This is a genomic window from Pseudomonas sp. RSB 5.4 (genome assembly GCF_037126175.1).
Taxonomy (GTDB): domain Bacteria; phylum Pseudomonadota; class Gammaproteobacteria; order Pseudomonadales; family Pseudomonadaceae; genus Aquipseudomonas; species Aquipseudomonas fluorescens_H.
This window is the reverse complement of sequence record NZ_CP146986.1, coordinates 12733-36588: the sequence shown is the minus strand read 5'-3', so window position 1 is coordinate 36588 and position 23856 is coordinate 12733. Positions and strand designations below refer to the sequence as shown.

At 60.9% G+C, this 23856-nt stretch carries 18 protein-coding genes; 12 read left to right on the top strand and 6 right to left on the bottom strand.

Features of this window, described 5'->3' with window-relative positions; all coding sequences use genetic code 11:
* Window positions 1-109: 109 nt before the first annotated feature.
* A complete protein-coding gene (locus V9L13_RS00115) occupies window positions 110-1564 on the top strand; it encodes a TrkH family potassium uptake protein (RefSeq protein WP_338801113.1) in 1455 nt (484 codons plus the stop codon).
* Here the strand turns inward: V9L13_RS00115 and V9L13_RS00110 are convergent.
* Window positions 1521-2576 (bottom strand): AraC family transcriptional regulator, encoded by a 1056-nt coding sequence (locus V9L13_RS00110; protein WP_338801112.1) that lies wholly within the window; start codon window positions 2574-2576, stop codon window positions 1521-1523. The genes V9L13_RS00115 and V9L13_RS00110 overlap by 44 nt on opposite strands.
* 164 nt (window positions 2577-2740) lie before the next feature.
* Between V9L13_RS00110 and V9L13_RS00105 the strand changes: the two genes are divergently transcribed.
* Entirely contained in the window at window positions 2741-3052 is a 312-nt protein-coding gene (locus V9L13_RS00105) for a DUF962 domain-containing protein (RefSeq protein WP_003222750.1), read from the top strand.
* Between the two features lie 26 nt (window positions 3053-3078).
* On the top strand, window positions 3079-3669 hold the full coding sequence (locus tag V9L13_RS00100; RefSeq protein WP_247840246.1) for an HD domain-containing protein: 591 nt from the start codon (window positions 3079-3081) through the stop codon (window positions 3667-3669).
* A 120-nt stretch (window positions 3670-3789) separates the two neighbouring features.
* Here V9L13_RS00100 and V9L13_RS00095 read toward each other — a convergent pair whose 3' ends face one another.
* Window positions 3790-4605, bottom strand: a complete 816-nt coding sequence (locus V9L13_RS00095; RefSeq protein WP_338801111.1) for a UDP-2,3-diacylglucosamine diphosphatase — start codon at window positions 4603-4605, stop codon at window positions 3790-3792.
* Between the two features lie 136 nt (window positions 4606-4741).
* Here V9L13_RS00095 and V9L13_RS00090 point away from each other — a divergent pair, with 136 nt between their 5' ends.
* Together V9L13_RS00090 and V9L13_RS00085 are read left to right on the top strand one after the other, a co-directional pair.
* Window positions 4742-5506: an AraC family transcriptional regulator gene (locus V9L13_RS00090; RefSeq protein ID WP_338801110.1), complete on the top strand. Its 765-nt coding sequence runs from the start codon at window positions 4742-4744 to the stop codon at window positions 5504-5506.
* A 74-nt stretch (window positions 5507-5580) separates the two neighbouring features.
* Window positions 5581-6474 (top strand): DMT family transporter, encoded by an 894-nt coding sequence (locus V9L13_RS00085; RefSeq protein WP_338801109.1) that lies wholly within the window; start codon window positions 5581-5583, stop codon window positions 6472-6474.
* Here the strand turns inward: V9L13_RS00085 and V9L13_RS00080 are convergent.
* Window positions 6468-6755: a SelT/SelW/SelH family protein gene (locus V9L13_RS00080; protein ID WP_338801108.1), complete on the bottom strand. Its 288-nt coding sequence runs from the start codon at window positions 6753-6755 to the stop codon at window positions 6468-6470. The two genes, V9L13_RS00085 and V9L13_RS00080, sit on opposite strands and share 7 nt — an antisense overlap.
* 71 nt (window positions 6756-6826) lie before the next feature.
* Here V9L13_RS00080 and V9L13_RS00075 point away from each other — a divergent pair, with 71 nt between their 5' ends.
* Complete coding sequence (locus tag V9L13_RS00075; protein ID WP_338801107.1) at window positions 6827-9028, top strand: patatin-like phospholipase family protein; 2202 nt, start codon at window positions 6827-6829, stop codon at window positions 9026-9028.
* Window positions 9029-9169: 141 nt separating this feature from the next.
* Here the strand turns inward: V9L13_RS00075 and V9L13_RS00070 are convergent, their stop codons facing one another.
* The 3 genes from V9L13_RS00070 to recQ form a co-directional block, all read right to left on the bottom strand.
* Window positions 9170-10936 carry a FimV/HubP family polar landmark protein gene (locus tag V9L13_RS00070; protein ID WP_338801106.1) on the bottom strand — a complete coding sequence of 589 codons (1767 nt, stop codon included), beginning with the start codon at window positions 10934-10936 and terminating at the stop codon, window positions 9170-9172.
* 127 nt (window positions 10937-11063) lie between these two features.
* Window positions 11064-11498 carry a MarR family transcriptional regulator gene (locus V9L13_RS00065; RefSeq protein ID WP_027613988.1) on the bottom strand — a complete coding sequence of 145 codons (435 nt, stop codon included), beginning with the start codon at window positions 11496-11498 and terminating at the stop codon, window positions 11064-11066.
* 133 nt (window positions 11499-11631) lie between these two features.
* Window positions 11632-13761: a DNA helicase RecQ gene (gene recQ, locus V9L13_RS00060; protein ID WP_201138432.1), complete on the bottom strand. Its 2130-nt coding sequence runs from the start codon at window positions 13759-13761 to the stop codon at window positions 11632-11634.
* A gap of 401 nt (window positions 13762-14162) precedes the next feature.
* Between recQ and V9L13_RS00055 the strand changes: the two genes are divergently transcribed.
* The 6 genes from V9L13_RS00055 (at window position 14163) to V9L13_RS00030 (ending at window position 23703) form a co-directional block, all read left to right on the top strand.
* The gene (locus V9L13_RS00055; protein WP_007962155.1) at window positions 14163-14750 is read left to right on the top strand and encodes a YecA family protein; all 588 of its coding nucleotides are present in this window, start codon (window positions 14163-14165) and stop codon (window positions 14748-14750) included.
* Window positions 14751-14760: 10 nt separating this feature from the next.
* The gene (locus tag V9L13_RS00050) at window positions 14761-15156 is read left to right on the top strand and encodes a YbaN family protein (RefSeq protein ID WP_098967773.1); all 396 of its coding nucleotides are present in this window, start codon (window positions 14761-14763) and stop codon (window positions 15154-15156) included.
* 217 nt (window positions 15157-15373) lie between these two features.
* Complete coding sequence (locus tag V9L13_RS00045) at window positions 15374-19378, top strand: hypothetical protein (protein ID WP_338801105.1); 4005 nt, start codon at window positions 15374-15376, stop codon at window positions 19376-19378.
* Window positions 19379-19460: 82 nt separating this feature from the next.
* Window positions 19461-20408 (top strand): Ig-like domain-containing protein, encoded by a 948-nt coding sequence (locus V9L13_RS00040; RefSeq protein WP_338801104.1) that lies wholly within the window; start codon window positions 19461-19463, stop codon window positions 20406-20408.
* Window positions 20409-20455: 47 nt separating this feature from the next.
* On the top strand, window positions 20456-22105 hold the full coding sequence (locus V9L13_RS00035; RefSeq protein WP_338801103.1) for a hypothetical protein: 1650 nt from the start codon (window positions 20456-20458) through the stop codon (window positions 22103-22105).
* Complete coding sequence (locus tag V9L13_RS00030; protein ID WP_338801102.1) at window positions 22102-23703, top strand: hypothetical protein; 1602 nt, start codon at window positions 22102-22104, stop codon at window positions 23701-23703. The genes V9L13_RS00035 and V9L13_RS00030 overlap by 4 nt, the downstream gene beginning before the upstream one ends.
* The last annotated feature ends 153 nt before the right edge of the window (window positions 23704-23856 follow it).

The following is a 23856-nucleotide window of genomic DNA, read 5'->3' as shown; positions in this document are numbered from 1 at the left end:
GAGAAAAATGTGCGGCTATTCTAGCGGTATCCGGCAACAGGGTGCCGGTTTACATGCCCTGCCCCACGGGTAGAATGGCGCCCTTCCTACATCAGCCCGAGCGGACTTCATGGCGTTGCCGACCTTACGGATCATTGGTTTCATCATCGGCATCTTCCTGATCACCCTGGCCATCGCCATGGTCGTGCCCATGGCCACCCTGGTGATTTTCGAGCGCACCGGCGATCTGCCGTCGTTCCTCTGGGCGAGCATGATCACCTTCGTCGCCGGCCTCGCACTGGTGATCCCCGGTCGCCCCGAACACATTCATCTGCGCCCGCGCGACATGTACCTGCTGACCGTCAGCAGCTGGCTGGTGGTGTGCATTTTCGCCGCGCTGCCGTTTTTGCTGACCCAGCACATCAGCTACACCGACTCATTCTTTGAAAGCATGTCCGGCATCACCGCCACCGGCTCGACCGTGCTCAGCGGTCTGGACACCATGTCTCCGGGAATTCTGATGTGGCGCTCGCTGCTGCACTGGCTCGGCGGTATCGGCTTCATCGGTATGGCAGTGGCGATTCTGCCGTTGCTGCGTATCGGTGGCATGCGCCTGTTCCAGACCGAATCGTCCGACCGTTCGGAAAAGGTCATGCCGCGCTCGCACATGGTGGCGCGCCTGATTGTGGCAGCGTACGTCGGCATCACCATCCTCGGCAGCCTGGCGTTCTGGTGGGCCGGGATGAGCCCGTTCGATGCGATCAATCATGCGATGTCGGCGATTTCCACCGGCGGCTTCTCGACCTCCGACCAGTCACTGGCGAAGTGGACACAACCGGCGGTGCACTGGGTCGCCGTGGTGATCATGATCCTCGGCAGTCTGCCGTTCACCCTGTACGTCGCGACCATGCGTGGCAATCGCAAGGCGTTGATCAAGGATCAGCAGGTGCAGGGTTTGCTCGGGATGTTGCTGGTGACCTGGCTGGTGCTCGGCACCTGGTACTGGTGGACCACCGACCTGCATTGGCTGGACGCGCTGCGGCATGTGGCACTGAACGTGACCTCGGTCGTCACCACCACCGGCTTCGCCCTCGGCGACTACAGCCTGTGGGGCAATTTCTCGCTGATGCTGTTTTTCTATCTGGGCTTTGTCGGCGGCTGCTCCGGCTCGACGGCGGGCGGGATCAAGATCTTTCGCTTCCAGGTCGCCTACATCCTGCTCAAGGCCAACCTTAACCAGTTGATCCACCCGCGCGCGGTGATCAAGCAGAAATACAACGGGCATCGGCTCGACGAAGAGATCGTGCGCTCGATCCTGACCTTTTCGTTCTTCTTCGCCATCACCATCTGCGTGATCGCCCTGCTGCTGTCGCTGCTCGGCGTCGACTGGATGACCGCACTGACCGGTGCCGCCAGTACCGTATCCGGCGTCGGCCCGGGGCTGGGCGAGACCATTGGCCCGGCGGGCAATTTCTCGACGCTGCCGGATGCGGCCAAGTGGATCCTGTCGTTCGGCATGCTGCTCGGCCGACTGGAGATCATTACGGTATTTGTGCTGTGTATTCCGGCCTTTTGGCGTCACTGATCGGCGCCTGCAACAGCCGCGCCCGGTAATCGCCGGGCGTGGTATCGAACCAGCGACGGAACGCGCGGAAGAAGTTGCTCGGGTCGGCAAACCCCAGCAGATAAGCAATCTCCAGCAGGGTCATGCCTGGCTGTGCCAAATATTGTTCGGCCAGTTCGCGACGGGTGTCATCGAGCAATTGCTGAAAACTCGTGCCCTCCTCCTGCAAGCGCCGCTGCAAGGTGCGCTGCGACAGATGCAGGGTCTGCGCCACGGTATCGCGCTTGGGTTCACCCTGGGGCAACAAGCGGCACAACACTTGTCGCGCCTTGTGGGTCACGCGACTTTCAGAGAATCGCGCCAGGTATTCTCCGGCAAACCGGTCATGCAACAGCGCCATGGCTTCATTGGCGGTGGGCAGCGGCGCTTCCATGTCGGCCCGTTCGAAAATCAACGCATCGTAAGGCGCGTTGAATATCAGCGGGGCATGGAAGGCTTGTTTGTAGGGTTGCAGGTCCGCGGGCTCGTCGCCCTGGAACAGCATTTTGACCGGGTGCAGGGTGCGCCCGGTCAACCAGCCGCACAGGCCCAGCGCACAGGCCAGCGAGGCTTCGGCGCTCTGCCGGGTCGGTGGCAGGTGATCGCCATGCACCGTCAGAATCAGCGCATAGCCTTCTTCGAGCAGGCGAAAACTCAGGTCGGCGCTTTCGGCGATGATCCGCTGATAACGCACCAGACGCTGAAAGCCTTCGGCCAGGGTGTTGCTCGACATCAGCGCATAACCGGCGACATGGAACGACGCCGGTCGCACCACCTTGCCCATGTTCAGGCCGATCGCCGGATTGCCCGACAGCTCGACCGCCCGTTGCCAGAGCCGGGTCATGGAATCTTGCGGGAAGCGCGCATCAGGATCGTCCAAGGCGGCGTAATCGAGCCCCAGTTGCTTGAACAGAACCCGGCAATCCAGGCCGTCCATCTCCAATGCTTTGACAATCCCCATCGCCCAGCTTGCAGAAGTCGTTCGTTCGCTCATGGCGTTATTCTTTTACATGATGGATCGCATGTTACGACCCGATTTGCGAAGGATACTAAAGTGGCGCCCATTGTCACTGGCTGATGCCACTGTTCACTCTAGACTCAAATAAGCTACCCGCCGAACAAGTTGCCATCAGAACAATAACCACAGAGATCGCAGTCGTGGAAAACATCAAGCAATTCAACACTTTCGCCGAGTTCTATCCGTATTACCTCAGCGAACACGCCAACAGCACCTGCCGCCGCTTGCACTTCATCGGCACCACGCTGGTGATTTTCATCCTGGCCATGACCATCGCCAAAGGTGCCTGGTTGCTGTTGCTGGCCCTGCCGCTGGCCGGTTACAGCTTTGCCTGGGTCGGCCACTTCTTCTTTGAAAAGAACCGCCCGGCGACTTTCCAGCATCCGTTGTACAGCCTGCTGGGCGACTTCGTCATGTACCGCGACATGATCCTTGGTCGCGTGGCGTTCTGAATCCCGACACACCCGGAGGCTTGCCGATGAACGCCAATGCCCGCTTCACCCACATGCAGGACGGCACCCAGGAAGACTGGGCGATCATCGCCGCCGACTTCAGTGCCTACGCCCGGCAATTGCCGTCGCGGATCGTCGCACACCTGAAGTTGCTGGAAGGTGACTTCGGTGGCTTCCCGGTGGATCGCCTGACCCATTCCCTGCAAACCGCGACCCGCGCCTATCGCGATGGCCGCGACGAGGAATACGTGGTCTGTGCGCTGCTGCATGACATCGGCGACACCCTCGGTTCCTACAACCACCCGGACATCGCCGCGGCGATTCTCAAACCGTTCGTCAGTGCCGAGAATCTGTGGATGGTCGAGAAGCACGGCATCTTTCAGGGTTATTACTTCTTCCATCACCTGGGCATGGATCGGCATCTGCGCGAGCAATTCGCCGCGCATCCGCAGTATCAGGCGACGGCGGAATTCTGCGCCAGGTACGATGCGGCGGCATTCGATCCGGCGTATGAAACCCTGCCGCTGAGCTTCTTCGAACCGATGATGGAGCGGCTGTTTGCGCAGCCGAAGCACTCGATCTACAAGGCGGCGATGGAAGAACACTCCCCGGCCTGAGAACACCACAGATCAATGTGGGAGGGGGCTTGCTCCCGAAGGCGGTGTGTCAGATAAACATGTACTTACTGATACACCGCATTCGGGAGCAAGCCCCCTCCCACAGGAGATATCTGGGGTCTAGGCGATCTCGGCAACCTTAACCGCCTTGAGCTGCGCCTCGCGCGCTTGCGCATCCGCCAGTCGATACAGCTCGATCGAGCCGTCCCAGTGCTCGATCAACGCTGTGCACGATTCCACCCAATCGCCGCAATTGAGGTAATCCACCTCCCCCACCTTGCGGATCTCGGCATGGTGAATGTGCCCGCACACTACGCCGTGCAATTCCCGTTTCACGCATTCGTGGGCGATGGCTTCTTCGAAGTCGCTGATGAAACTCACCGCGGTCTTCACCTTGTGCTTGAGGTACGCCGACAACGACCAGTATCCGTAGCCATAACGGGCACGCCAGTGGTTGAGCCAGCGGTTGAGGGTCAGGGTGAATTCGTAGGCCGAGTCGCCGAGAAAGGCCAGCCAGCGGTGATAACGGGTGATCACGTCGAACTGATCGCCATGGATCACCAGCAGATGCCGGCCATCCGCCGTGACATGCACCGCCTCGTCGACCAACTGGATGTTGCCGAGGATCAGCTTCGAATAACGCCGCAGGAATTCGTCGTGGTTGCCGGTGACGTAGATCACCTCGGTGCCGCGCTTGCTCATGGTCAGCAGACGGCGGATCACGTTGGTGTGCGCCTGCGGCCAGTACATGCCGCCACGCAGTTTCCAGCCGTCGATGATGTCACCGACCAGGTAGATCTTGTCGGCGTGGTAGCCCTTGAGAAATTGCGACAGGTGCTCGGCCTGGCAATCCCGCGTGCCCAGGTGCACGTCGGAAATCCACAGGGTACGCACCCGTTGTTTGCGGCTGGGTTTGGCGAGCTCGGCGCTGGTCATGGGCAACCCTCTGCGATATTTTCGCCAGCTTGCGCCCGCCGGGTGAATCGACCATTACAGGCAGGCGTCAGTCGTGTGACAGCGCGCAAGCCCCTTGCCCCGGTGTAGACTGGCGCTCACTTCGGAGACCTCTGCCATGCGCCCGATCCTCACCCTGCGCCAGTACACCCGCGACCTGATCGTCCACAGCCACGAACACGCCCAACTGGTGTTCGGTTTGTCCGGCGCGCTGGATTTCGAAGTTGAGGGTCAGGGCAGCCAGGTGCGCCAACAGAGTTTCGTGGTCATCCCCGGCGGCGCGCATCACGCCTGCGGCAGCCCCGATGGCAGTCGTTGTCTGGTGCTGGACGTGCCCGACGGGCAATGGCTGAACGATTCGCTGGGCGAGCATGCCGACGCTAGTCAGCGCTTGCTCGACCAGCCTGCGCGGTTGTCACTGGATGCGGGGCAAAGCCAATTGGTCAACTGGCTGGCGAACAGCCCGGTCACGGATCCGCTGATCGCCCAGCAAGGCGCGGTGTTGCTGCTCGCCAGCCTGAATCAGGCCAGACCCGCCGAACTCTCGGCGCGTCGCCTGCCCTACGCGGCGCTGGATGCGCACATCGAGCAATACGCCGCCTACCCGCTGCAAGTGGCCGATCTGGCGCAGATCGCCGGGTTGTCCAGCGCCCGGTTGCACGCGCGGTTCATGGCCGAATGCGGGCAGACGCCGATGGACTACATTCGCAGCCGGCGGTTGCACAAGGCGATCTGCCTGCTGCGCGAGACGGCGCTGCCGATCGGCGAGATCGCCAGCCGGGTCGGCTACAGTTCGCAGAGCGCCTTCGCGGCGGCGGTGCTGCGCGAGTTCGGCGCCTCACCGGGGCAGTTGCGCCGCGACTCCTGCGACAAAAAACGCTAGTTCGCCGACAGACTTCTGCGCCGCAACACGTTTCAATGGGCAACATTGAAACTGTGTTCGGATTAAGGATTGCAATGACTCCGCGTACCGCCCTCGGCGCTCTGCATATTGGCGCTCTGATGTTCGGCCTGACCGGCGTGTTCGGCAAACTCGCGGCTGCCTCGCCGGCGGTGATCGTCTTCGGGCGTGCTGCATTTGCCGTGCTCGCCCTGGCCTTTTTCGCCCGTTTCGCCAGCCAGAACGGCTGGCAGAAACTGCAGGCGGTCGACTGGCGGCGCCTGGTGCTCAGCGGCGTGTTGCTGGCCGGGCACTGGGTGAGTTTTTTCATCGCGGTGAAGGTCGCCGGCGTCGCCATCGCGACCTTGGGTTTTGCCAGCTTCCCGGCGTTCACCGTGATTCTCGAAGGGCTGATTTTCCGCGAACGCATCCGCGCCAATGAAATCGTGCTGGTGGTGCTGGTCAGTGTCGGTCTGGTGCTGGTGACCCCGGCGTTCGACCTTGCCAGCGGCGCCACCACCGGGCTGCTCTGGGCGGTGCTGTCGGGCTTGCTGTTCGCCCTGCTGTCGCTGACCAACCGCGCCAGCTCCGGACGCATCCCGGCGGTGCAGGCCGCGCTGTGCCAGAACGTGGTGGTCGCGCTGTGTCTGCTGCCGGTCGCCGCCCCGCAGCTAAGCGAAGTGCGTGCCCTGGACTGGCTGTGGATCGGCCTGCTCGGGGTGTTCTGCACCGGCGTCGCCCACAGCCTGTTCGTCGCCAGCCTCGCGGTGATCAAGGCGCGCACCGCCGCGGTGGTATTCGCCATGGAGCCGGTTTACGGCATCACCATCGCCTGGTTGCTGTTCGATGAAAACCCGACCGTGCGCATGCTGATCGGCGGCGCGCTGATCATCGTCGCCATTGTGGTCTCGGCGCGGATGTCAGGCAGCGCCGAAAAGAAAACCGTCGCTGCCGAAGCCGCGTCTCACTGAGTGCGGTCGTTGTGGCCGAGGTCGCGCTCGGGGTCGATCTGATCGCGGACTCGCTGCTTGAGCACCTTGGCCTCGGGAAAACCGCCATCGGCCTTGCGCTCCCAGATCTGCACTTCGTCGCAGCTGATGTGAAACACCCCGCCAGTGCCCGGCACCAGCGAGACCTTGCCGAGGTCGTCGCCGAAGGTGCTGAGCAACTCCTGCGCCAGCCACGCGGCGCGCAGCAGCCACTGGCATTGGGTGCAATAAGTGATGACGATTTCCGCTTTGGCGACGCGCATGTTCGCTGAAACTCCTGAGACAGAGGGCGCCGCTATAATAGCCGGCTTTATCGCTTGCCCCGAGACTCACCATGCGCCGTTTGCTGTTCTGCCTGTTGTTTGGCTTTCTGCCGTTCTTTATTGATGTCAGCGTTCATGCCGCCGAAGCGCCCCGCCCCAAAGTCGGCCTGGTGCTGTCCGGTGGCGCCGCCCGTGGCCTGGCGCACATCGGCGTGCTCAAGGCCCTCGAGGAACAAGGCATCAAGATCGACGCGATCGCCGGCACCAGCATGGGCGCAGTGGTCGGCGGCCTGTACGCCTCGGGCTACAAAATCGATGAACTGGAAAAACTCGCGCTGAACATCGACTGGCAGCAGGCACTGTCCGACGCCCCGCCACGAGAAGACGTACCGTTTCGCCGCAAGCAGGATGACCGTGATTTTCTGGTGAAGCAGAAACTGAGCTTTCGCGATGACGGCAGCCTCGGCCTGCCGTTGGGGGTGATTCAGGGCCAGAACCTGGCGCTGCTGCTGGAAAGCCTGTTGGCGCATACCAGTGACACCCGCGATTTCGACAAGCTGCCGATTCCGTTCCGCGCCGTGGCCACCGACATCGCCAGTGGCGAAAAAGTGGTGTTCCGCAAAGGTCACTTGCCGCAGGTGATCCGCGCCAGCATGTCGATTCCGGCAGTGTTCGCCCCGGTGGAACTGGACGGGCGGCTGCTGGTGGACGGTGGCATGACTGACAACATCCCGCTCGACGTCGCGCGGGAGATGGGTGTCGACGTGGCAATCGTGGTCGACATCGGCACCCCGCTGCGCAACCGCAAACAACTGACCACCGTGGTCGACGTGCTGAACCAGTCGATCACCCTGATGACCCGGCGCAACTCCGAAGAGCAACTGGCCGCCCTCAAGCCCACCGACGTGCTGATCCAGCCGGCGCTGGCAGCGTTCGGCGTGACCGATTTCGGCAAGGCCCAGGAGATGATCGACGCCGGTTACCGCGCCACGCGGATTCTCGACGCCCGCCTCGCTCAGCTCAAACCTCACGAATCCCAGGACGCCGAACTGAATGCCGCCCGCGCTCCGGGGCAGCGCAGGCCCATCATCACCGCGATCAGGGTAGAAAATGATTCGAAAGTCGGCGATGAGGTGATCCGCTATTACATCCGCCAGCCGATCGGCGAGCCGCTGGACCTCGGCCGACTGCACTCGGACATGGGCACGCTGTACGGCCTCGATTACTTCGAACAGGTGCAGTATCGCGTGGTGCACAAGGGCCAGGATCACACCCTGGTGATCAGCGCCCGTGGCAAACGCAGCGGCACCGACTACCTGCGAGTCGGCCTGAACCTGTCGGACGACATGCGCGGCGACAGCGCCTTCAACCTCGGCGCCAGTTACCGCATCAACGGCATCAATCGCCTCGGCGCGGAATGGCTGACCCGGGCGCAGATCGGCGACAAACAGGAACTGTATACCGAGTTCTACCAGCCGCTGGATGTCGGCTCGCGCTACTTCGTCGCACCGTATGCTGCGTTCGAAGCACAAAACGTCGACTCGGTACTCGACAACGATCCGATCGCCCAATACCGCGTGGAGCGCTATGGTTTCGGCCTCAACTTCGGCCGGCAGATCGGCAACAACGGCGAAATCCGTTTCGGCGTCGGCGAGGCCTGGGGCAAGGCCGACGTGCGAATCGGCGATCAGGACCTGCCAAGCGAAAACTTCACCGAAGGTTTCTACTCGCTGAAGTACTCGTTCGACTCACTGGACAACGTCTACTTCCCCCACGAGGGCAAGGACGTCAGCCTGACCCTGATGCAATTCGAACCGGGTCTGGGCTCGGACACGCGCTACCGGCAATGGGAGTTCAAGCTGGACAAAGCCATGAGCCATGGCCCGGATACGCTGATTCTCGGCGGGCGCTATGGCCGAACGCTGGACGACGCCAACGTGGTGACTTCGAGCTTCCTGCTCGGCGGTGCGCGGCAGTTGTCGGGCTTTCGCGAGGATTCGATTTCCGGGCAAAACGTCAGCCTGATGCGTGCGGTGTATTACCGCCGACTGACGCCGCGCGCTTACCTGCCACTGGATTTCCCGCTGTATGCCGGAGCTTCGCTGGAACGTGGCCGGGCGTGGAACAACGACAATGAATTCGACAGTGGCTACATCAATGCCGCCAGCGTGTTTATCGGCTTCGATACGCCGTTGGGGCCGCTGAATTTCACGTATGGCTTGAATGATGCGAATGAGCAGGCGGTTTATCTGAATCTGGGGCAGACGTTTTGAGTGCTCAGGTGGATTGATATTGCCTGCCCTGACGCCTTCGCGAGCAAGCCCGCTCCCACAGTTGGAATGCGTTCCATTGTGGGAGCGGGCTTGCTCGCGAAGGCGTCAGAGCGGCCAGTGCATCAGCCAATGACACGCAGATCAGCGAATCCCCGCCAACAAGGTTCTGGCGGTTTGCTTGAGGGGCTCATCCCCTTCCTTGAGCAACTCATTGAGCAAGGTAATGGCGCTGTCGATATCGCCGTCATCAATACAGGTCTGCGCCTGTTCGAGTTTCCCCGACCCGGCTGCGGGTTCAGGCTCGTCGGTCTGAAGATTCAGCGGCTCCAGGGTCAGCGACTGCTCCGGATCAGCGAACTCGTTGAGAAAGTCGTCGTCCAGCGGCTGTGCGTCCGGTTCGGGAATCCACTCCAGCTCCGTCTCTTCGCTGGCCACTGTTTTCGGCAACTCGAAGTCCGCTGGCAGCACCTCGAGACCGGAATTCGATGCAGACAGATCTGCCGGCGGCTCAGGTGCCGAATGACTGTCCTCAAGATCCCAACTGGACGCCATCGACAATTCACCCAGATTCAATTCGAAATCATCCTCTGGCGCAGGAGCAACCATTGCGGCAGCCGCGACAATCGGCAACACCGGCGCTATCGGAGCAGCGCTGTGCAATTTCGGATGCCGCTCACGGATCGCGGCCAGTTGCTGAGGATCCACCCCGGCATCACGCAGGCGACTTTCCTGCTGTGCATAAGCCGCGCTGTCCCCCTGCCGCCCCAACACTTCGAGCAATTGCACTCCCAGCTCGGTGCGCTCCGGTTCCTTGTCCATGGCATTGCGCAACAGCCCGACCGCCTCGCTCAGACGCCCATAGGCCAGATAGATCCCCACCGCTTCCAGCACATCGCCCGCCACCGGCTCCTCACGGTGTTCGGTGGCTATGTTGATGCTCGCCGATTGCGCGGTTGGCGGGTCTTCAGGATCGATGGGCTGGCTGGCCGGCAGCGCCGCCAACGGTGTCGCGTCCTGTGCCGGTTTGCGCCGACGACGGAAGAAAAGCCCTCCCCCCAACAGCCCCAGCAGCACCAGCAAGCCACCGAGCAACGGCCAGTTGAGGCCATCGTCGGCAGCTTCAGGCGCGGTGGTGACCGGCGCAGGTGTTGGCGGCGTGACAGCCGGTGCCGGTGGCTGTTGCAGTTCACTCAAACGCGTTTGCAGATCATTGATCTGCTTTTTGCCGTCGGCCAACTGGACATCCTGCGCCTGCAGTTTTGCGTTGAGTTCCTCGACGGTCTTTTGCAGTTGCTGATTGAGCAACACGCTGGCCGCCAATTGCTCGGCCACGGCATCGTTGGCTGGCGCCGCCGGAGGGGGTGGCGCTGAAGGGGCGGCGTCGCGCTTGCCCTGAGCAGCCTGAGGCGCCGCCGTGGCAGGTTCGACGGTGGGAAATTCAGAAGATTGCGGACGTGGATCGGGCTCGTCGGTTGCCGGCACGATACCCGGCGATCCGGGCGGATCGATCAGTACCGTGTACTCGCGCAACAAACGACCATTGGGCTGATTGAGCTGCACCAGAAAATTCAGAAAGGGTTCATTGACCGGTTTGCGCGAGGTCACCCGGATCATCGGGCGATTGCCATGCAGGATCGGGGTGAACTTGAGGTCATTGAGGAAGAACACCCGCTCGACCCCGGCCCGACCGAATTCATCCGCCGTGGCCAGACTGGCCGAGAGGTCGCTGGCACTGAGGCCAGCGGCATCCACCAGGGCGATGTCGGCCTTGAGCGGCTGATTGAGGGCCGAGTGGACAGTGATGTCCCCCAACCCCAGCGCCATCGACCAGGTCGAATAGCTGATTACACCAGCGACCAGCAGCCATCTGGCGCCACCGCGCAGTACTACGTGCCGACTTGCGAGCATGAGCATCCCTTAAATAAGCAAAACCGGTTTCTATGCGTTCGCACATCCGGTACGAACACGATATTGCCCAGTAGTTCTTATAGTCTGCTCAGCGCGATCCCTCAAAAAACCCGTGCGCGGTTATGCCTCAAGATTTTTCCAGGTTGCCCAGAATGTGCCCGTGAACCCGCATGCACACCTTCAGATCCGCCTCGTCGACGCCTTCGAACAATTCGTGGCGCAGCTGCGTGGCAATGGTTTCGATTTGTTCGATCAGCGGCAGCGCCGGGGCGCAGAGAACGATTTTTTTCGCCCGGCGGTCTTCCATCACGGACTGGCGTTGCACCAGGCCCTGGCTTTCCAGGCTGTCGAGCAAGCGCGCGAGGGTCGGCCCTTCGACACCGACGCTTTGCGCCAGCTCGCGTTGAGTCGGCGCGTCCTCGAAACGCGCCAGATGCAGCAGCACCAGCCAGCGTGCCTGGGACAAGCCCAGACCGGCCAGCCGGCGATCCAGTTCGGCACGCCAGCCACGGGACATCTGGGCCAGTTGCATGCCAAAGCGGTGTTGATCGGTTAACGGCATAAAACACTCATGAGTAGACTGACAAATAGAGAAAAACTAATTATTAGTCAGCTAAGCATGACATTTGGCTATAGGCAAGAGCCGACCTGTACTGAATCGTTACAACTGAATGACGGTTGGCGTAAACGCCCTCTTACATTTCGAACTCGGATTGCAACGCAGCCCTTACGCAGTAAAGAACGCCTTCCGGAACCCGACCGGCGAACAGCTCGGCGATCTCGGCGACCGACGGCAACTCGCCCTCGCCGTCGAGGAACGCGTCCTGCACTTCGCCCATCAGTTCTTCAGGCAAGTCGAGCGCCTGCTCCAGCGACAGTTGCTGTTTGCCGATGGCCTCGGCGAGCATCGTGTAGACGTTCTTTTCCGAGCATTGCAACTGCCCGGCGATCTGCATCGGGGTCATGCCGGCGCGGGCCAGGGTGATCAGTTCGTGGCGCACGTCGGCCACCACTTTCGGCGCTTCGGCCTCGCCGCCAAGCACTTCGAGGAAGGCCTCGCCGTAACGTTCCAGCTTGCGCGCACCAACGCCGCTGACCCGCGCCATGTCGGCCAGCGAGGTCGGCTGGCTGCGCAGCATTTCCAGCAGGGTCGAGTCGGGGAAGATGACGTACGGCGGCACGCCATGCTCCTCGGCGAGTTTGCGTCGCAGCGCACGCAGGGCTTCCCACTGTTCGCGCTCTTCGCCACGCACCAGCTGACTAGCCGGACTCTTGCTGGCGGTCTTGGCAGTGACCTGCGGCTTGAGGTCGCGGCGCAGTTCCAGGGACACCTCGCCCTTGAGCAATGGCCGGCAGGTGTCGCTCAGGCGCAGGCCACCGTAGCCTTCATGATCGACATCGGCCAGACCACGCGCCACCAGTTGCCGGAACAACGAGCGCCATTCGCTCTCGCTCAGCGCCTTGCCGACGCCGTACACCGACAGGTGCTGATGACCGAAACTGCGGACCTTTTCGTTGTCCTTGCCCAGCAACACGTCCACCAGATGGCCGACGCCATAGCGCTGACCGGTGCGATAGATCGCCGACAGCGCCTGGCGCGCCGGCTCGGTGGCGTCCCAGGTCTGCACGCCGTCGACGCAGTTGTCGCAGTGGCCGCACGGCTCGGGCATGTCCTCGTCGAAGTACGCGAGCAGGGTCTGCCGCCGGCAGCGGGTTTCTTCGCAGAGCGAGAGCATGGCGTCGAGCTTGTGCTGCTCCAGACGCTTGTGGCGCTCATCGCCTTCGGAGTTCTGCAGCATCTGCTTGAGCATCACCACGTCTTGCAGACCGTAGGCCATCCACGCGTCCGCCGGCAGGCCATCACGGCCGCCGCGACCGGTTTCCTGATAGTAGGCTTCAAGGGATTTCGGCAGATCGAGGTGCGCGACGAAACGCACGTTGGGCTTGTCGATGCCCATGCCGAACGCCACGGTGGCGACCATGATCAGGCCTTCCTCGTTGAGGAAGCGTTTCTGGTGGTAGGCGCGCAGATCATTGGGCAGACCGGCGTGATACGGCAGCGCCGGGAAGCCCTGCTCGCTGAGGAACGCGGCAACTTCCTCGACCTTCTTGCGCGACAGGCAATAGACGATGCCGGCATCGCTGCGGCGTTCGGCAAGGAACGCCAGCAACTGCTTGCGCGGCTGTTCCTTGGGCACGATGCGGTAGAAGATGTTCGGGCGGTCGAAGCTCGACAGGAAACGCTCGGCGTTCTGCAGGTGCAGGCGCTCGACGATTTCTTCGCGGGTGCGCTTGTCAGCCGTGGCCGTCAGGGCGATGCGCGGGACATTGGGGAATAACTCCGCCAACTGCCCCAGTTGCAGGTATTCGCGACGGAAGTCATGACCCCATTGCGACACGCAGTGCGCTTCGTCGATGGCGAACAAGGCGATCTCGAGGCTTTGCAGGAAGGCCAGCATGCGCGGCTGCACCAGACGCTCCGGCGCCAGATAGAGCATCTTCACTTCACCACGCTTGATCCGCGCCGCGAGGTCGCGCTGCTGTTCGGCGCTCAGCGTGGAGTTCAGCGCGGCGGCGGCCACGCCCAGCTCTTCGAGGGTGGCGACCTGATCGTCCATCAACGCGATCAACGGCGAGACCACCACCGCCAGGCCTTCGCGCAGCAGCGCCGGGACCTGGAAGCACAAGGATTTGCCGCCACCGGTAGGCATCAGCACCAGCGCATCACCGCCGCTGGCCACGCGCTCAATGATTGCACCCTGACGGCCACGGAAACTGTCGTAGCCGAAGATGTCCTTGAGGACGCGTTGAGCCTGTTCGAGCATAAAAACTCCAAAAATCTACCGAAACATCCCTGCACAGGCTGGTTCAGGACAGCCAGGGCTGCTTAAACAAAACGTAAGAGCGCATTGCAATGACAGCCGCAATACGCGCAGGGAGCGCAAAACGCGGCAGTATACCCGAGCGTTCCCCGGCGAGGGGTGCCGCTGAGTAGAGTCATCCAGACACAATTCCCTGCCCCCCCTGTAGGAGCTGCCGAAGGCTGCGATCTTTTGATGTTGATCTTGAAAAACAAAATCAAAAGATCGCAGCCTTCGGCAGCTCCTACAGGGATAGGCGGTGGATCTGCCAGGCCGTGACGGGGCAAATCTGCCGTGCGGCTGGCTTGAGCGCTCAAGAAGGCCTAGAATTCCCGCATTGTTTATTCCCCCAAGGTAGCCCCGTAATGTCCTTCGCTGAGCAACTAACCCGCCTGCAAGTCTTTCTCGACGCCGACGAGCTGCACGAAGAGGCGCTGGATTACGTGGCCGCCCATGGTTACCTGACCGCCCTGTCGATCTGTGCAGAAGACGTACCGGAGCGTGAGTGGATCGACGCCCTGTTCGCCGAAGAGCCGCATTACAGCAGCGAAGCCCAGCGCGAAGAAATCGAAGCCACCCTGATTGGTCTCAAGGCACACATCGCCCGTCAACTGGCGTCCGACGAGGAATTCGAACTGCCGTGCGACCTGGACCTGGGCGACGAGCCGGACGACTCCGAACTGCGCGGCTGGTGCATCGGCTTCATGGAAGGCGTATTCCTGCGTGAAGCGGCCTGGTTCGAAACCGCTGAAGAAGAAGTCAGCGAAATGCTCCTGCCGATCATGGTCGGTTCGGGCTTGTTCGACGAGCAGCCAGAGTTCGAAGACATCGCCAAGGACGCCAACCTGATGGACGACATGATCGTGCAGATCCCGGAAGCCCTGACCGCGCTGTACCTGCTGTGCCAGGCCCCGGACGAAAAACCGGCGATCCTCAAGCCACGTCACCACTAAGATCCGGCCTATGGACAACCCCATAGGCAACCGCTCCCTGATGTTGCGCTACTTCCTGCTGGCCGTCGGCTGGCTCAGCGTGGCATTGGGGGTGATCGGGATTTTCCTGCCGGTTCTGCCCACCACCCCTTTCCTTTTACTGGCGGCCGCCTGTTTCGCGCGCAGCTCTCCGCGTTTCTATCAATGGCTGGTCGAGCACCCGAAGCTCGGGCCATGGATCCGCGACTACCTCGACGGCAACGGCATTCCGCTCAAGGGCAAGGTCTACGCGATCGGGCTGATGTGGGCGAGCATTCTGTTCTCGTGCTACCTGGTGCCGTTGCCGTGGGCGCGGGGGTTCATGTTGACCAGCGCGGTGTTGGTGACGGTGTACATCCTTCGCCAAAAGACTTTGGATAAATCCTGAATACCGCCGCCCCCGCTACATCTCCATTTATCCCCGATACAGCGCCTCAGGCTGTCTATTTCCTGGGTTTCGAGCATGTTATCCAAATGCCCGGCCACTGACCGCTCGTCGGGAAAAACCTTCTACCTGTTATTTCTGACAGTAGCCAACACAGCAGCTTCAGCGCTGAATGGACTCCATCGTTCTTGTCCCCGACAGCCCGAAGGAGTGCCTCGTCATGTTCGTCAAGCCCAAGAAGAAAATCCCTGCCCCCTTGGCACTGCGTGACCCGGTGGTTCCCGGGCGCCTCCTGCCTTCCGGCCAGTGGGGGATCAACCGGGCGGCGGCGCTGCTCAACTTTCCCGATGACGGTCTGCAAGTCGTGATCCCCGTCTGGGCCAACAAGGCTGTCGGAGATACCGTCAAGCTGCTGCTCGATGGCCGTGAGGTCGACGGGCGTCCCATCATTGACGAGGCCGAGCTCAAGCAACCGACCCTCTTGTGGGTGGCTCCCCGTCATCTGCGGACCGGTTCTTACCAACTCACCTACGAAATCAAACAGTTCGGTCACAACGATGAACGTCCGGACACCCCTCTCAACCTCTACGTCAAACTGGAACTCCCCGCTGGCCAGGACATCGACCCGAACCCCGGCAGCCACTCCAACCTGTTCATGTACATCCCTCCTGAAATCGTCAACGGCGGTGTGGACAAAGACGTTGCCGAAGCGGGAGTGCCGATTGTCATCAGGTCCGAGTCCGGCAGCGGCTTGCCTTACCCGGACATCGCGGAGGGCGACGTCATTCATCTCAGTTGGGGTGGCTTTTTTGAGTATTCCACACCGGTGACCCAGGCGCAGATCAACGATCCAGCGGCAAACCCGATATTAATCACGGTCTCCAAAGCCACTATTGAACGAGCTGGTGACACCGACCTCTCCGGTCTGGCCGTCACCTTCAAGGTGCGCGACATCGTCGGCAATGAATCGGAAGACTGGTGCAAGGAAACCCGCATCGTCGTCACCACCGGCATCGACCTGCTGGCCGCACCGATTGTTCAGGAGGCCGTCAACAACAAGCTCGACGCCGATAAACAGGGCGATAACGACATCACGGTGCATGTCACGGCCACCCGGCCAGACTTCGAGATGGATGACATCATTCACTTGACCATGCTCGGCACCACCCTGGAGGGAGAAAAAGTCGAAGTCACCGCCCTGCCCCAGACCGTCGACAATATCCCGCATAACTACGAGTTCAAGCTGCCCATTGCCGACGTGCGCAAACTGGTCAATACCCAGGTCAGTTTCTTCTATCGGCTGGAACGCAGCGGCAGCAGTGACCCGTTACGCTCAAAAGGGCAGTTTGTACACGTCACCGGCGCAGCCCACCGCCTGGCCGCACCGATCATCGAGGAAGCCGAGGGAGACTTCATCGATCCCACGAAGACACCCATCAACGTCCGCATTCCGTTCGATCCGGCCATCGAGTACGGCATGGGCATTGAGCTGTTCCTGCTGGGTAAACGCCCGGACGGCAGCACCTTCCTGCCTGAGTTGGAGTGGCACATTCCGGAGGAGGATGAAGTCGAGAATCCCGAAGGTTTCGTCATCACCGTCGCTGACTACAACCTCAAGCTCCTTGACGGCGGAACCCTGGAGGGTTGGTACGAGCTGCTGATAGCCGACGGCGACGAGATCCTCAGACGGGAGTCGCTGCACACAAAATTGATCAATGTGGGTGAACCGAAATTCGAGCTGGACGCTCCCATTGTCCTCGGGGTGGCGAACGGCTTCCTCGACCCGGCCACACTGCCCGGCGGTACCAGTAAACTGACCATCCCCAGGCCTGTGGTGAAGCCATGGGTAGCCAACGACGAGGCCAACTGGAAGTGGGTGGGCGACATCTCCGGTGTGGAAACCAGGTCCCGCACATTCAATGCCGTCACCGCCCAACAAGACTGGGTCATCAACCTGGACGCCGCCTTCGTCGCCCAATACATCGAACCGAACCGCGACAATAAAATCACCGTCAACTACCACGTCTGGCGCTCCGTCACGGACGAGACCAGCTATTCGAACCCCTTGAAATTCACCGTGGGCCAGGCACAGGAACAACTTCTGGAGCCGGCAAAAGTACGCGAAGCCGTGAATGACGTGCTCGACCCGGCCAGCGTGCCAGTCGAGGCCACCGTGTTGATTGCCGCCAACCGTGCGGAGAATGCCGGTGATCACTACTACATGAACTGGCGCACCGCTGATGGCAGCGTTGATCAGGACTATGACAAGCCCATCAGCGGTAACAACAAGGGCAAGGAGGTAGAGTTTCCGGTTCCTCGGCAGATCGTACTGGACAGCCTGAACCACACGGTCACCCTCAGTTATTACGTCGAGCTGTTCGAAGGCGGCACAAGCCTTGGCAGCGATTACGAGTTGCGCGTGGAAGCGGCGCCTGGCGTGAAATTGCCGGTGGCCACATTCCTGGAAGCCAGCGGCCCGCAAAAGGACCAGATCAACCCAAATGACGTTTTTCCTCTCGGCGCAACAGTGGTCATCGCCGCCAGTGCTGCGCTTAGAACCGATGATGAGATCCATGTGGTAGTGATCGGCAAAACTACATTCAGAAAATCCCATACAGTCCTGGCCAATCAGGCAGATAAAGAACTGGCGGTGATCAAGGTGGATCACACGTTCATTGACGATAACGTCGACGACAGCATTTCCATGACCTATACGATTACCCGCAAGGCGGGTGGTACTGATGGTCCGTCTGATCCGACGGTCTACGATGTCCGCAAGGTGATTGGTTCCGGCGCGCTGAAAGTCATGGGCGCTCGCTTCAATCGCAGCACCTACAGGTCATCCGGCGCTTCGCATGTATTGAGTGCGTTCAATGCCTCCACCGGCCAACCTTTGCAGGCGCAGTGGAAATACCCGGACGACAGTCAATGGACGACGGCCAGTACCTGGTATGACACCCGGCCGCACCTGCCACTGCAGGTGCGCACCACGGACGACGCATTGACCCTGAACCCGGCGAACATCTTCGGCAACGGCAACGACCTGACACTCACCGGGCAATCAGCCTACGTCGCGCATCGCAATGTGGGTGATGTCGTAGGTTGGGGCAACGGCGCTTATGGAGCAACAATCCCCTCCACTATCATCACCATGGACGACATTGTCGAGGTGAGTTGCACACGCAGCGCCTACGCCGCACGCCGCGCCAACAATGCGGTGGTGGTCTGGGGAACCGTTACGGAAGGTGGCAGCATGGGCGGTGTTTCACCGCTGGGTTTCAAACAAGTGGTGGGTAACGCCGTCGCCTTCGCTGGCGTGAAGCTGACAGGGCAAGTGGTGGCGTGGGGCGACGCTGACAATGGTGGCTCCGTGCCGGACGACATCGGTCAACACGACGATATCGAGCATGTTGTGTCTGCCGGTCAGGCGTTTGCCGCATTACGGACCACCGGCGAAGTGGTGGCCTGGGGGTTGGCAGCCAATGGTGGAACCGTGCCGGGCGACATCGCCGGGTTCGACGATATCAAGACATTGATCGGCAGCAATGGAGCCTTCGCTGCGCATCGGGCCAACGGGCGGATTGTCGGTTGGGGGCATGCAGGTTATGGCGGCGCTGTACCAGAAGCCATCGCCCTCCTCGACGACATCATCGAATTGAGCTGCGCCAATGCCCAGGCGTTCGCCGCTCGGCGTGCCTCCGGACATGTCGTGGCCTGGGGAACAGCCGAGTACGGCGGCACAATCGACTCCCTGATCGGAGGGCTGGACGACATCGTCGAAGTCAGCTCGACCTGGCGCGCCTTTGCCGCCCGGCGCAGCAACGGGCATGTGGTGGCATGGGGCAGGCCCGCCGAGGGCGGCGCCGTACCAAGCGAAATCGCCATACTGGATGACATTGTCCAGGTATGTGGGTCATCCCAGGCTTTCGCTGCGTTGTGCAGGAACGGCACGGTAGTCGCGTGGGGCGATCAGACGGTCGGCGGCGATACCGCGCCTGTCGTCGATCAATTGACCAACGTGGTTGCGCTTTACAGCAACACCACCAGTTTCACCGCGCTGACGTCTGACGGTCGTGTTGTCACCTGGGGCGTTGCGGCCGGCGGCGGTGACAGCAGCGCGGTGCAGGAACTTCTCCGGGGCAAATTCTCGTATCTGGCCACGCCTGCAACACGGGGGCTGGCATTGAAAGCCAGTCGCAGGGCACTGCTCGACACGCCCCGATAACCCCGACTCCGGCGACCTTTCAACTCATGTTGCCCGGCGCTTCTACGCAAGCGCCGACAACTGCTGCTCAATAGGTGAAACCATGCCTGCCAACGCTCTCACACTCAATGCGCCTTCAGTGGACGAGGCTCCAGATGGCGTACTCGATCCTGAAACGATTCCGGCCCGAGGCGCCACGGTGCGCATCACCCCCTACGACGACATGGCCTATCGTGACTGGGTCTACCTCTTTGTCGGCGACCACTACACCGACGACATTCCCATCGGTAAGAGCGCAGTGGGCGAAGATGTGGAGTTTGTTGTTCTCGCGAAAGAGTTCATCGCCAACGACAACAATATTTTGCCCATTCGTTACGAAGTGGAGCGCGCGCCGGACACGATCAGGAACAAGAAAAACAAAAACTTGGCTCGAACCCTGCGCGAGGAATCGCTGACACTGGATTTGCTGCTCAAAGCCCCTTTCGAAAGTGCTGCGACCCTGGATCTGAGCAGCAAAAACTACTTGGCCTCGGTCAACAAGCCGCCCAGGGAAACGCCTGCGTACACACGCATGACCCGGGAAGCCAATTGGGGCACGGCTCCCTACGTGTACAGCTGCAGTGATGAAAGCATTGCAACCATCCATTCAGCATCAGGCGAGGTCACTGCGGTGCGCAACGGAACGTGCACGATCACCGCGACCGATACCCTGAACCAGGCCCAGCGTTACGAACTGACAATCAAGGGAATTCTGGAGCTGCACTTCCTCACTCACAACGCCGACTGGGAGGGCATGAAGGTTCTCTGCATGCAAGCCAAAGTGCTGCCCGTCTCGCTGGCCCAGATCAAACGCTTCTGGTCACTGTATTACCCCAATAGTGGTCAAGTGGCCGAATACCTTGGCTGGCTGGATTACCCGGTCTGGACCGGGGACGAACTTGGCGCGGGGACCGCCTGGTCTTATGACCTGAACGGTTCGGACGACAACGAAAATGCCAGTGGTGATGACATCGGCACCTTTCACCAGGCCGTCGGTATCAAACGCGACTGAAGTGGATTCCTTCTGGACGACGCAGCCCCCTCGTCAAGGACACGACCATGGCATTGAACAAAGTGTTGATGCTCGCCCTCTGGCTGTTCAACAACCTGGCTGTGGCCGCCACCGGCCCGGAAGTGGCCAAACTGCTCAACACCCGCTACCAGAACACCACGGCCGCATGCGTGGGCGATCACCCGGCGTACTTCTGCAGTGGCGTATTGGTGCGCGGCAGCCCCGAGGCCGGCGAGTTCTGGCAGCACGACGCTACCTCTACCCAGCTCGGCGCGGAAAGTTTCAGTTACCTGCGCGCCGACCTCGGCACCCAGGCGCTGGCCCAGAAAAGCGGCGTGGTGTTCAGCGACAGCTTCACCGCCATCGGCCAGGGCAAAGCGCTCGACGTGTTATGCGCCTATCCGTTTGCGTTTGTCATGACGGGTACCCGCCCCGCCTTCGGCTGTGGCTCGAACTCAACCAAAGGCGCCGAGCCGGATCCTTCCTCCTGCGCCGCGCAAGGTGTCACGGATGCTCCGAGCTGGATGGCGCACTTCCAGCAACAAGGCCTGCAACCGGACAGACAATGTTCGCTCAGCAGTCATGCACCGACCCTGTTCAAGGCCAGCCTCACTGCCCATGAAGGCCTCGACGCTACCTGGGCAGCCCGGCCAAACCTGCTGCAGATCAAAAACTGGGACGCCGCCGCGCCGAAACAGATGCCGATACAAGCGCTGTTTTATGATGTGCTTCAAACCGGCTCATTGCTGGGTGCGCAAAAGGATCAGCGTGACTACTTCGCCGCCACCGGGGACTGGCTGCCGATCCTGCGCATGAACCTGCAGCAGCCCTCCGGCGCGGTATTCGGTTTCAACCAGCAGGATCAGTTGTACATCGGGTATCAGGTGGCTTCGCGATTGAATGCGCGGTATGCCGATACGTCCCCCGCTTGTCAAGGAGATACCGCTGCGTATAACTGCAATGGCGTGTTGATACGTATCACCGATGCATCGCCAGCGTTTCATGCGTGGAATCCCAGCCCGGGCTCCACCTTGCGAAACGCAGTGGCGTTCTCCTACCTGCGTTCCGATGTTTATGCATCCAGGCTCGTCTATGGCAAGAACCAGGGCTTGATCATGAAGGAACTGGCGGCCCCTGCTGCTTACCCTCTCACGCTGCGCTGCGCGTTCCCCTTTGATGGTGGAACCGACTTCAGATCAGCGGGTTGTAACGAGCATAGTCTCGACCCGGTGCGCAGCAGGCCGTGCGACGAACAGGGCATCAACAGCGGCCAGCAATGGGTAGCACTGTTTTATACGCTCTCTCACAAGAGTACCGGTTGCAGCTTCAACAGCAGTACGGAGCAGTTTGAGCAGAGCGTCGTGGCGCGCTCTTTTTTGAATGCAACCGACCAGACCCAGCACAACGAGGTCGTCATTGCTTCGTGGCCCCAAGACTTTGGAGATCGACTTCCCCTTGAGGCATTTTTCTATATCGCGGCCTCGGGAAAGGCCAATGCGGCTTTTTTTCAGCAGGACTTCTTTCAGCAGACCGGTCGTTTTCTGCCCGTTGTGCATTTGAATCTCGCGGCAGAAACAGGTCATGAATTCACCTACGACCCCGCCGATCAAAGTGTTTCCCAGAATCTCCTGCAGAAACCGCTCAACGCCTCACATTCCCCCACACGACACGCGGCGACCTTGGGGTATTACAAATGAACACTCCGATTTCGTTACTCAAACAACTGCTGCTCGCGCTTTGGCTGCTCAACAGCCTGGCCGTCGCCGCTACCGGCCCGGAAGTGGCCAAACTGCTCAACACCCGCTACCAGAACACCACGGCCGCATGCGTGGGCGATCACCCGGCGTACTTCTGCAGTGGCGTATTGGTGCGCGGCAGCCCCGAGGCCGGCGAGTTCTGGCAGCACGACGCAACCTCTACCCAGCTCGGCGCGGAAAGTTTCAGTTACCTGCGCGCCGACCTCGGCACCCAGGCGCTGGCCCAGAAAAGCGGCGTGGTGTTCAGCGACAGCTTCACCGCCATCGGCCAGGGCAAAGCGCTCGAAGTGTTGTGCGCCTATCCGTTTGCGTTTGTCATGACGGGTACCCGCCCCGCCTTCGGCTGTGGTGCAATGGCAGCCGCCCACGCCGAAGCGGATCCCTCTTCGTGCGCCGCCCAAGGCGTCAGCGATGCGCAGGGCTGGATCGCGCACTTCCAGCAACAAAACCTGCAACCTGACAAGCAATGCTCGCTCAGCAGCCAGGTGCCAGTGCTGTTCAAGGCCAGCCTCATCGCCCACCAGCGCCTCGGTGGCACCTGGGCTGTGAAACCCAACCTGGTGCAGATCAAAAACTGGGACGCCACTGCCCCCAAGCAGATGCCGATACAAGCGCTGTTTTACGACACCACGCAAACCGGCGCATTGCTCGGCGCACAGAAGGATCAGCGTGATTATTTCAATGCCACCGGGGACTGGTTGCCGGTCCTGCGCATGGATCTGCACCAGCCACCCGGTGCGGTGTTCGGCTTCGATCAGCAGGATCAGTTGTACATCGGCTATCAGGTGGCTTCGCGGTTGAATGCGCGGTATGAACACATATCACCGACCTGTCAGGCCGGTAAAACCGCTTACTTCTGCAATGGCGTTCTGTTGCGTGGATCCCAGGCTTCTGCAGCTTTTCACATGTGGAATCCCAGCCCTGGGTCGGTGGGCAACGGCGGTGTTTCCTTCACCTATCTACGCCGGGATGCGGGACTGACCAAGCCGGTTTACTCACAAGGCTTTCTGATTCGTGAAAGCTTTGCCCCGGCGGCCCACCCCTTGAACGTGATGTGTGCCTATCCCTTCGATGGCGGCACCAGCCGCCCTCAGGACACCTGCCGCATACGCGGCGACCTGTGTGATGAGCTGGGTATCACCACTGTGCAGGCTTGGGCAACTCGATATGCCAGCGCACCACGCAGCAGTTGTGCGTTCAACATCGACCCGGCGCAGTTCCAACTGAACATCGATGTGCGCCCGACAGCGCCCAATGGCGATGGCTGGAACGAGGTGATGATCCAGACCTGGCCGCAGGACATTCCGCTGAAAATCCCGTTGGAAGCGTTCTATTACAGCCTCAAGGCGCACTACAACGCAAACGGGCTGGCACAGGCGCAGTTCGCCCAACGCGACTATTTCCGGAGCACCGGACGCTTCTTGCCCATTGTTCTGGTTGACCTCGAAGCGACGGCTGACCAGGTCTTCCGATACAACCCCGCCGACCAGAACGCCCCCGGTAGGCCCGCGAGCATGTTGATCACGCCGGATCTCTGACAACTTGAGGGATCAAGCCATGGCTTGCATCTGTAGCGCATGACCGCTCATCGAAAACCCGGGCATACCTGTTATTTCTGACAGTAGGCAACACTCGCCACATCAGGCCCAATCAAACAACGCCCTCCTGGCAGAGCCACCTGTCCTTCGCTG

What these genes read in the sequence shown, in the direction of transcription:
- recQ (WP_201138432.1), bottom strand. Translation starts at nt 13,761, where the DNA reads ATGCTCGAACAGGCTCAACGCGTCCTCAAGGACATCTTCGGCTACGAC.
- V9L13_RS00070 (WP_338801106.1), bottom strand. Translation starts at nt 10,936, where the DNA reads ATGCTCGCAAGTCGGCACGTAGTACTGCGCGGTGGCGCCAGATGGCTG.
- V9L13_RS00090 (WP_338801110.1), top strand. Translation starts at nt 4,742, where the DNA reads ATGCGCCCGATCCTCACCCTGCGCCAGTACACCCGCGACCTGATCGTC.
- V9L13_RS00045 (WP_338801105.1), top strand. Translation starts at nt 15,374, where the DNA reads ATGTTCGTCAAGCCCAAGAAGAAAATCCCTGCCCCCTTGGCACTGCGT.
- V9L13_RS00065 (WP_027613988.1), bottom strand. Translation starts at nt 11,498, where the DNA reads ATGCCGTTAACCGATCAACACCGCTTTGGCATGCAACTGGCCCAGATG.
- V9L13_RS00055 (WP_007962155.1), top strand. Translation starts at nt 14,163, where the DNA reads ATGTCCTTCGCTGAGCAACTAACCCGCCTGCAAGTCTTTCTCGACGCC.
- V9L13_RS00100 (WP_247840246.1), top strand. Translation starts at nt 3,079, where the DNA reads ATGAACGCCAATGCCCGCTTCACCCACATGCAGGACGGCACCCAGGAA.
- V9L13_RS00085 (WP_338801109.1), top strand. Translation starts at nt 5,581, where the DNA reads ATGACTCCGCGTACCGCCCTCGGCGCTCTGCATATTGGCGCTCTGATG.
- V9L13_RS00035 (WP_338801103.1), top strand. Translation starts at nt 20,456, where the DNA reads ATGGCATTGAACAAAGTGTTGATGCTCGCCCTCTGGCTGTTCAACAAC.
- V9L13_RS00110 (WP_338801112.1), bottom strand. Translation starts at nt 2,576, where the DNA reads ATGAGCGAACGAACGACTTCTGCAAGCTGGGCGATGGGGATTGTCAAA.
- V9L13_RS00095 (WP_338801111.1), bottom strand. Translation starts at nt 4,605, where the DNA reads ATGACCAGCGCCGAGCTCGCCAAACCCAGCCGCAAACAACGGGTGCGT.
- V9L13_RS00030 (WP_338801102.1), top strand. Translation starts at nt 22,102, where the DNA reads ATGAACACTCCGATTTCGTTACTCAAACAACTGCTGCTCGCGCTTTGG.
- V9L13_RS00075 (WP_338801107.1), top strand. Translation starts at nt 6,827, where the DNA reads ATGCGCCGTTTGCTGTTCTGCCTGTTGTTTGGCTTTCTGCCGTTCTTT.
- V9L13_RS00080 (WP_338801108.1), bottom strand. Translation starts at nt 6,755, where the DNA reads ATGCGCGTCGCCAAAGCGGAAATCGTCATCACTTATTGCACCCAATGC.
- V9L13_RS00040 (WP_338801104.1), top strand. Translation starts at nt 19,461, where the DNA reads ATGCCTGCCAACGCTCTCACACTCAATGCGCCTTCAGTGGACGAGGCT.
- V9L13_RS00115 (WP_338801113.1), top strand. Translation starts at nt 110, where the DNA reads ATGGCGTTGCCGACCTTACGGATCATTGGTTTCATCATCGGCATCTTC.
- V9L13_RS00050 (WP_098967773.1), top strand. Translation starts at nt 14,761, where the DNA reads ATGGACAACCCCATAGGCAACCGCTCCCTGATGTTGCGCTACTTCCTG.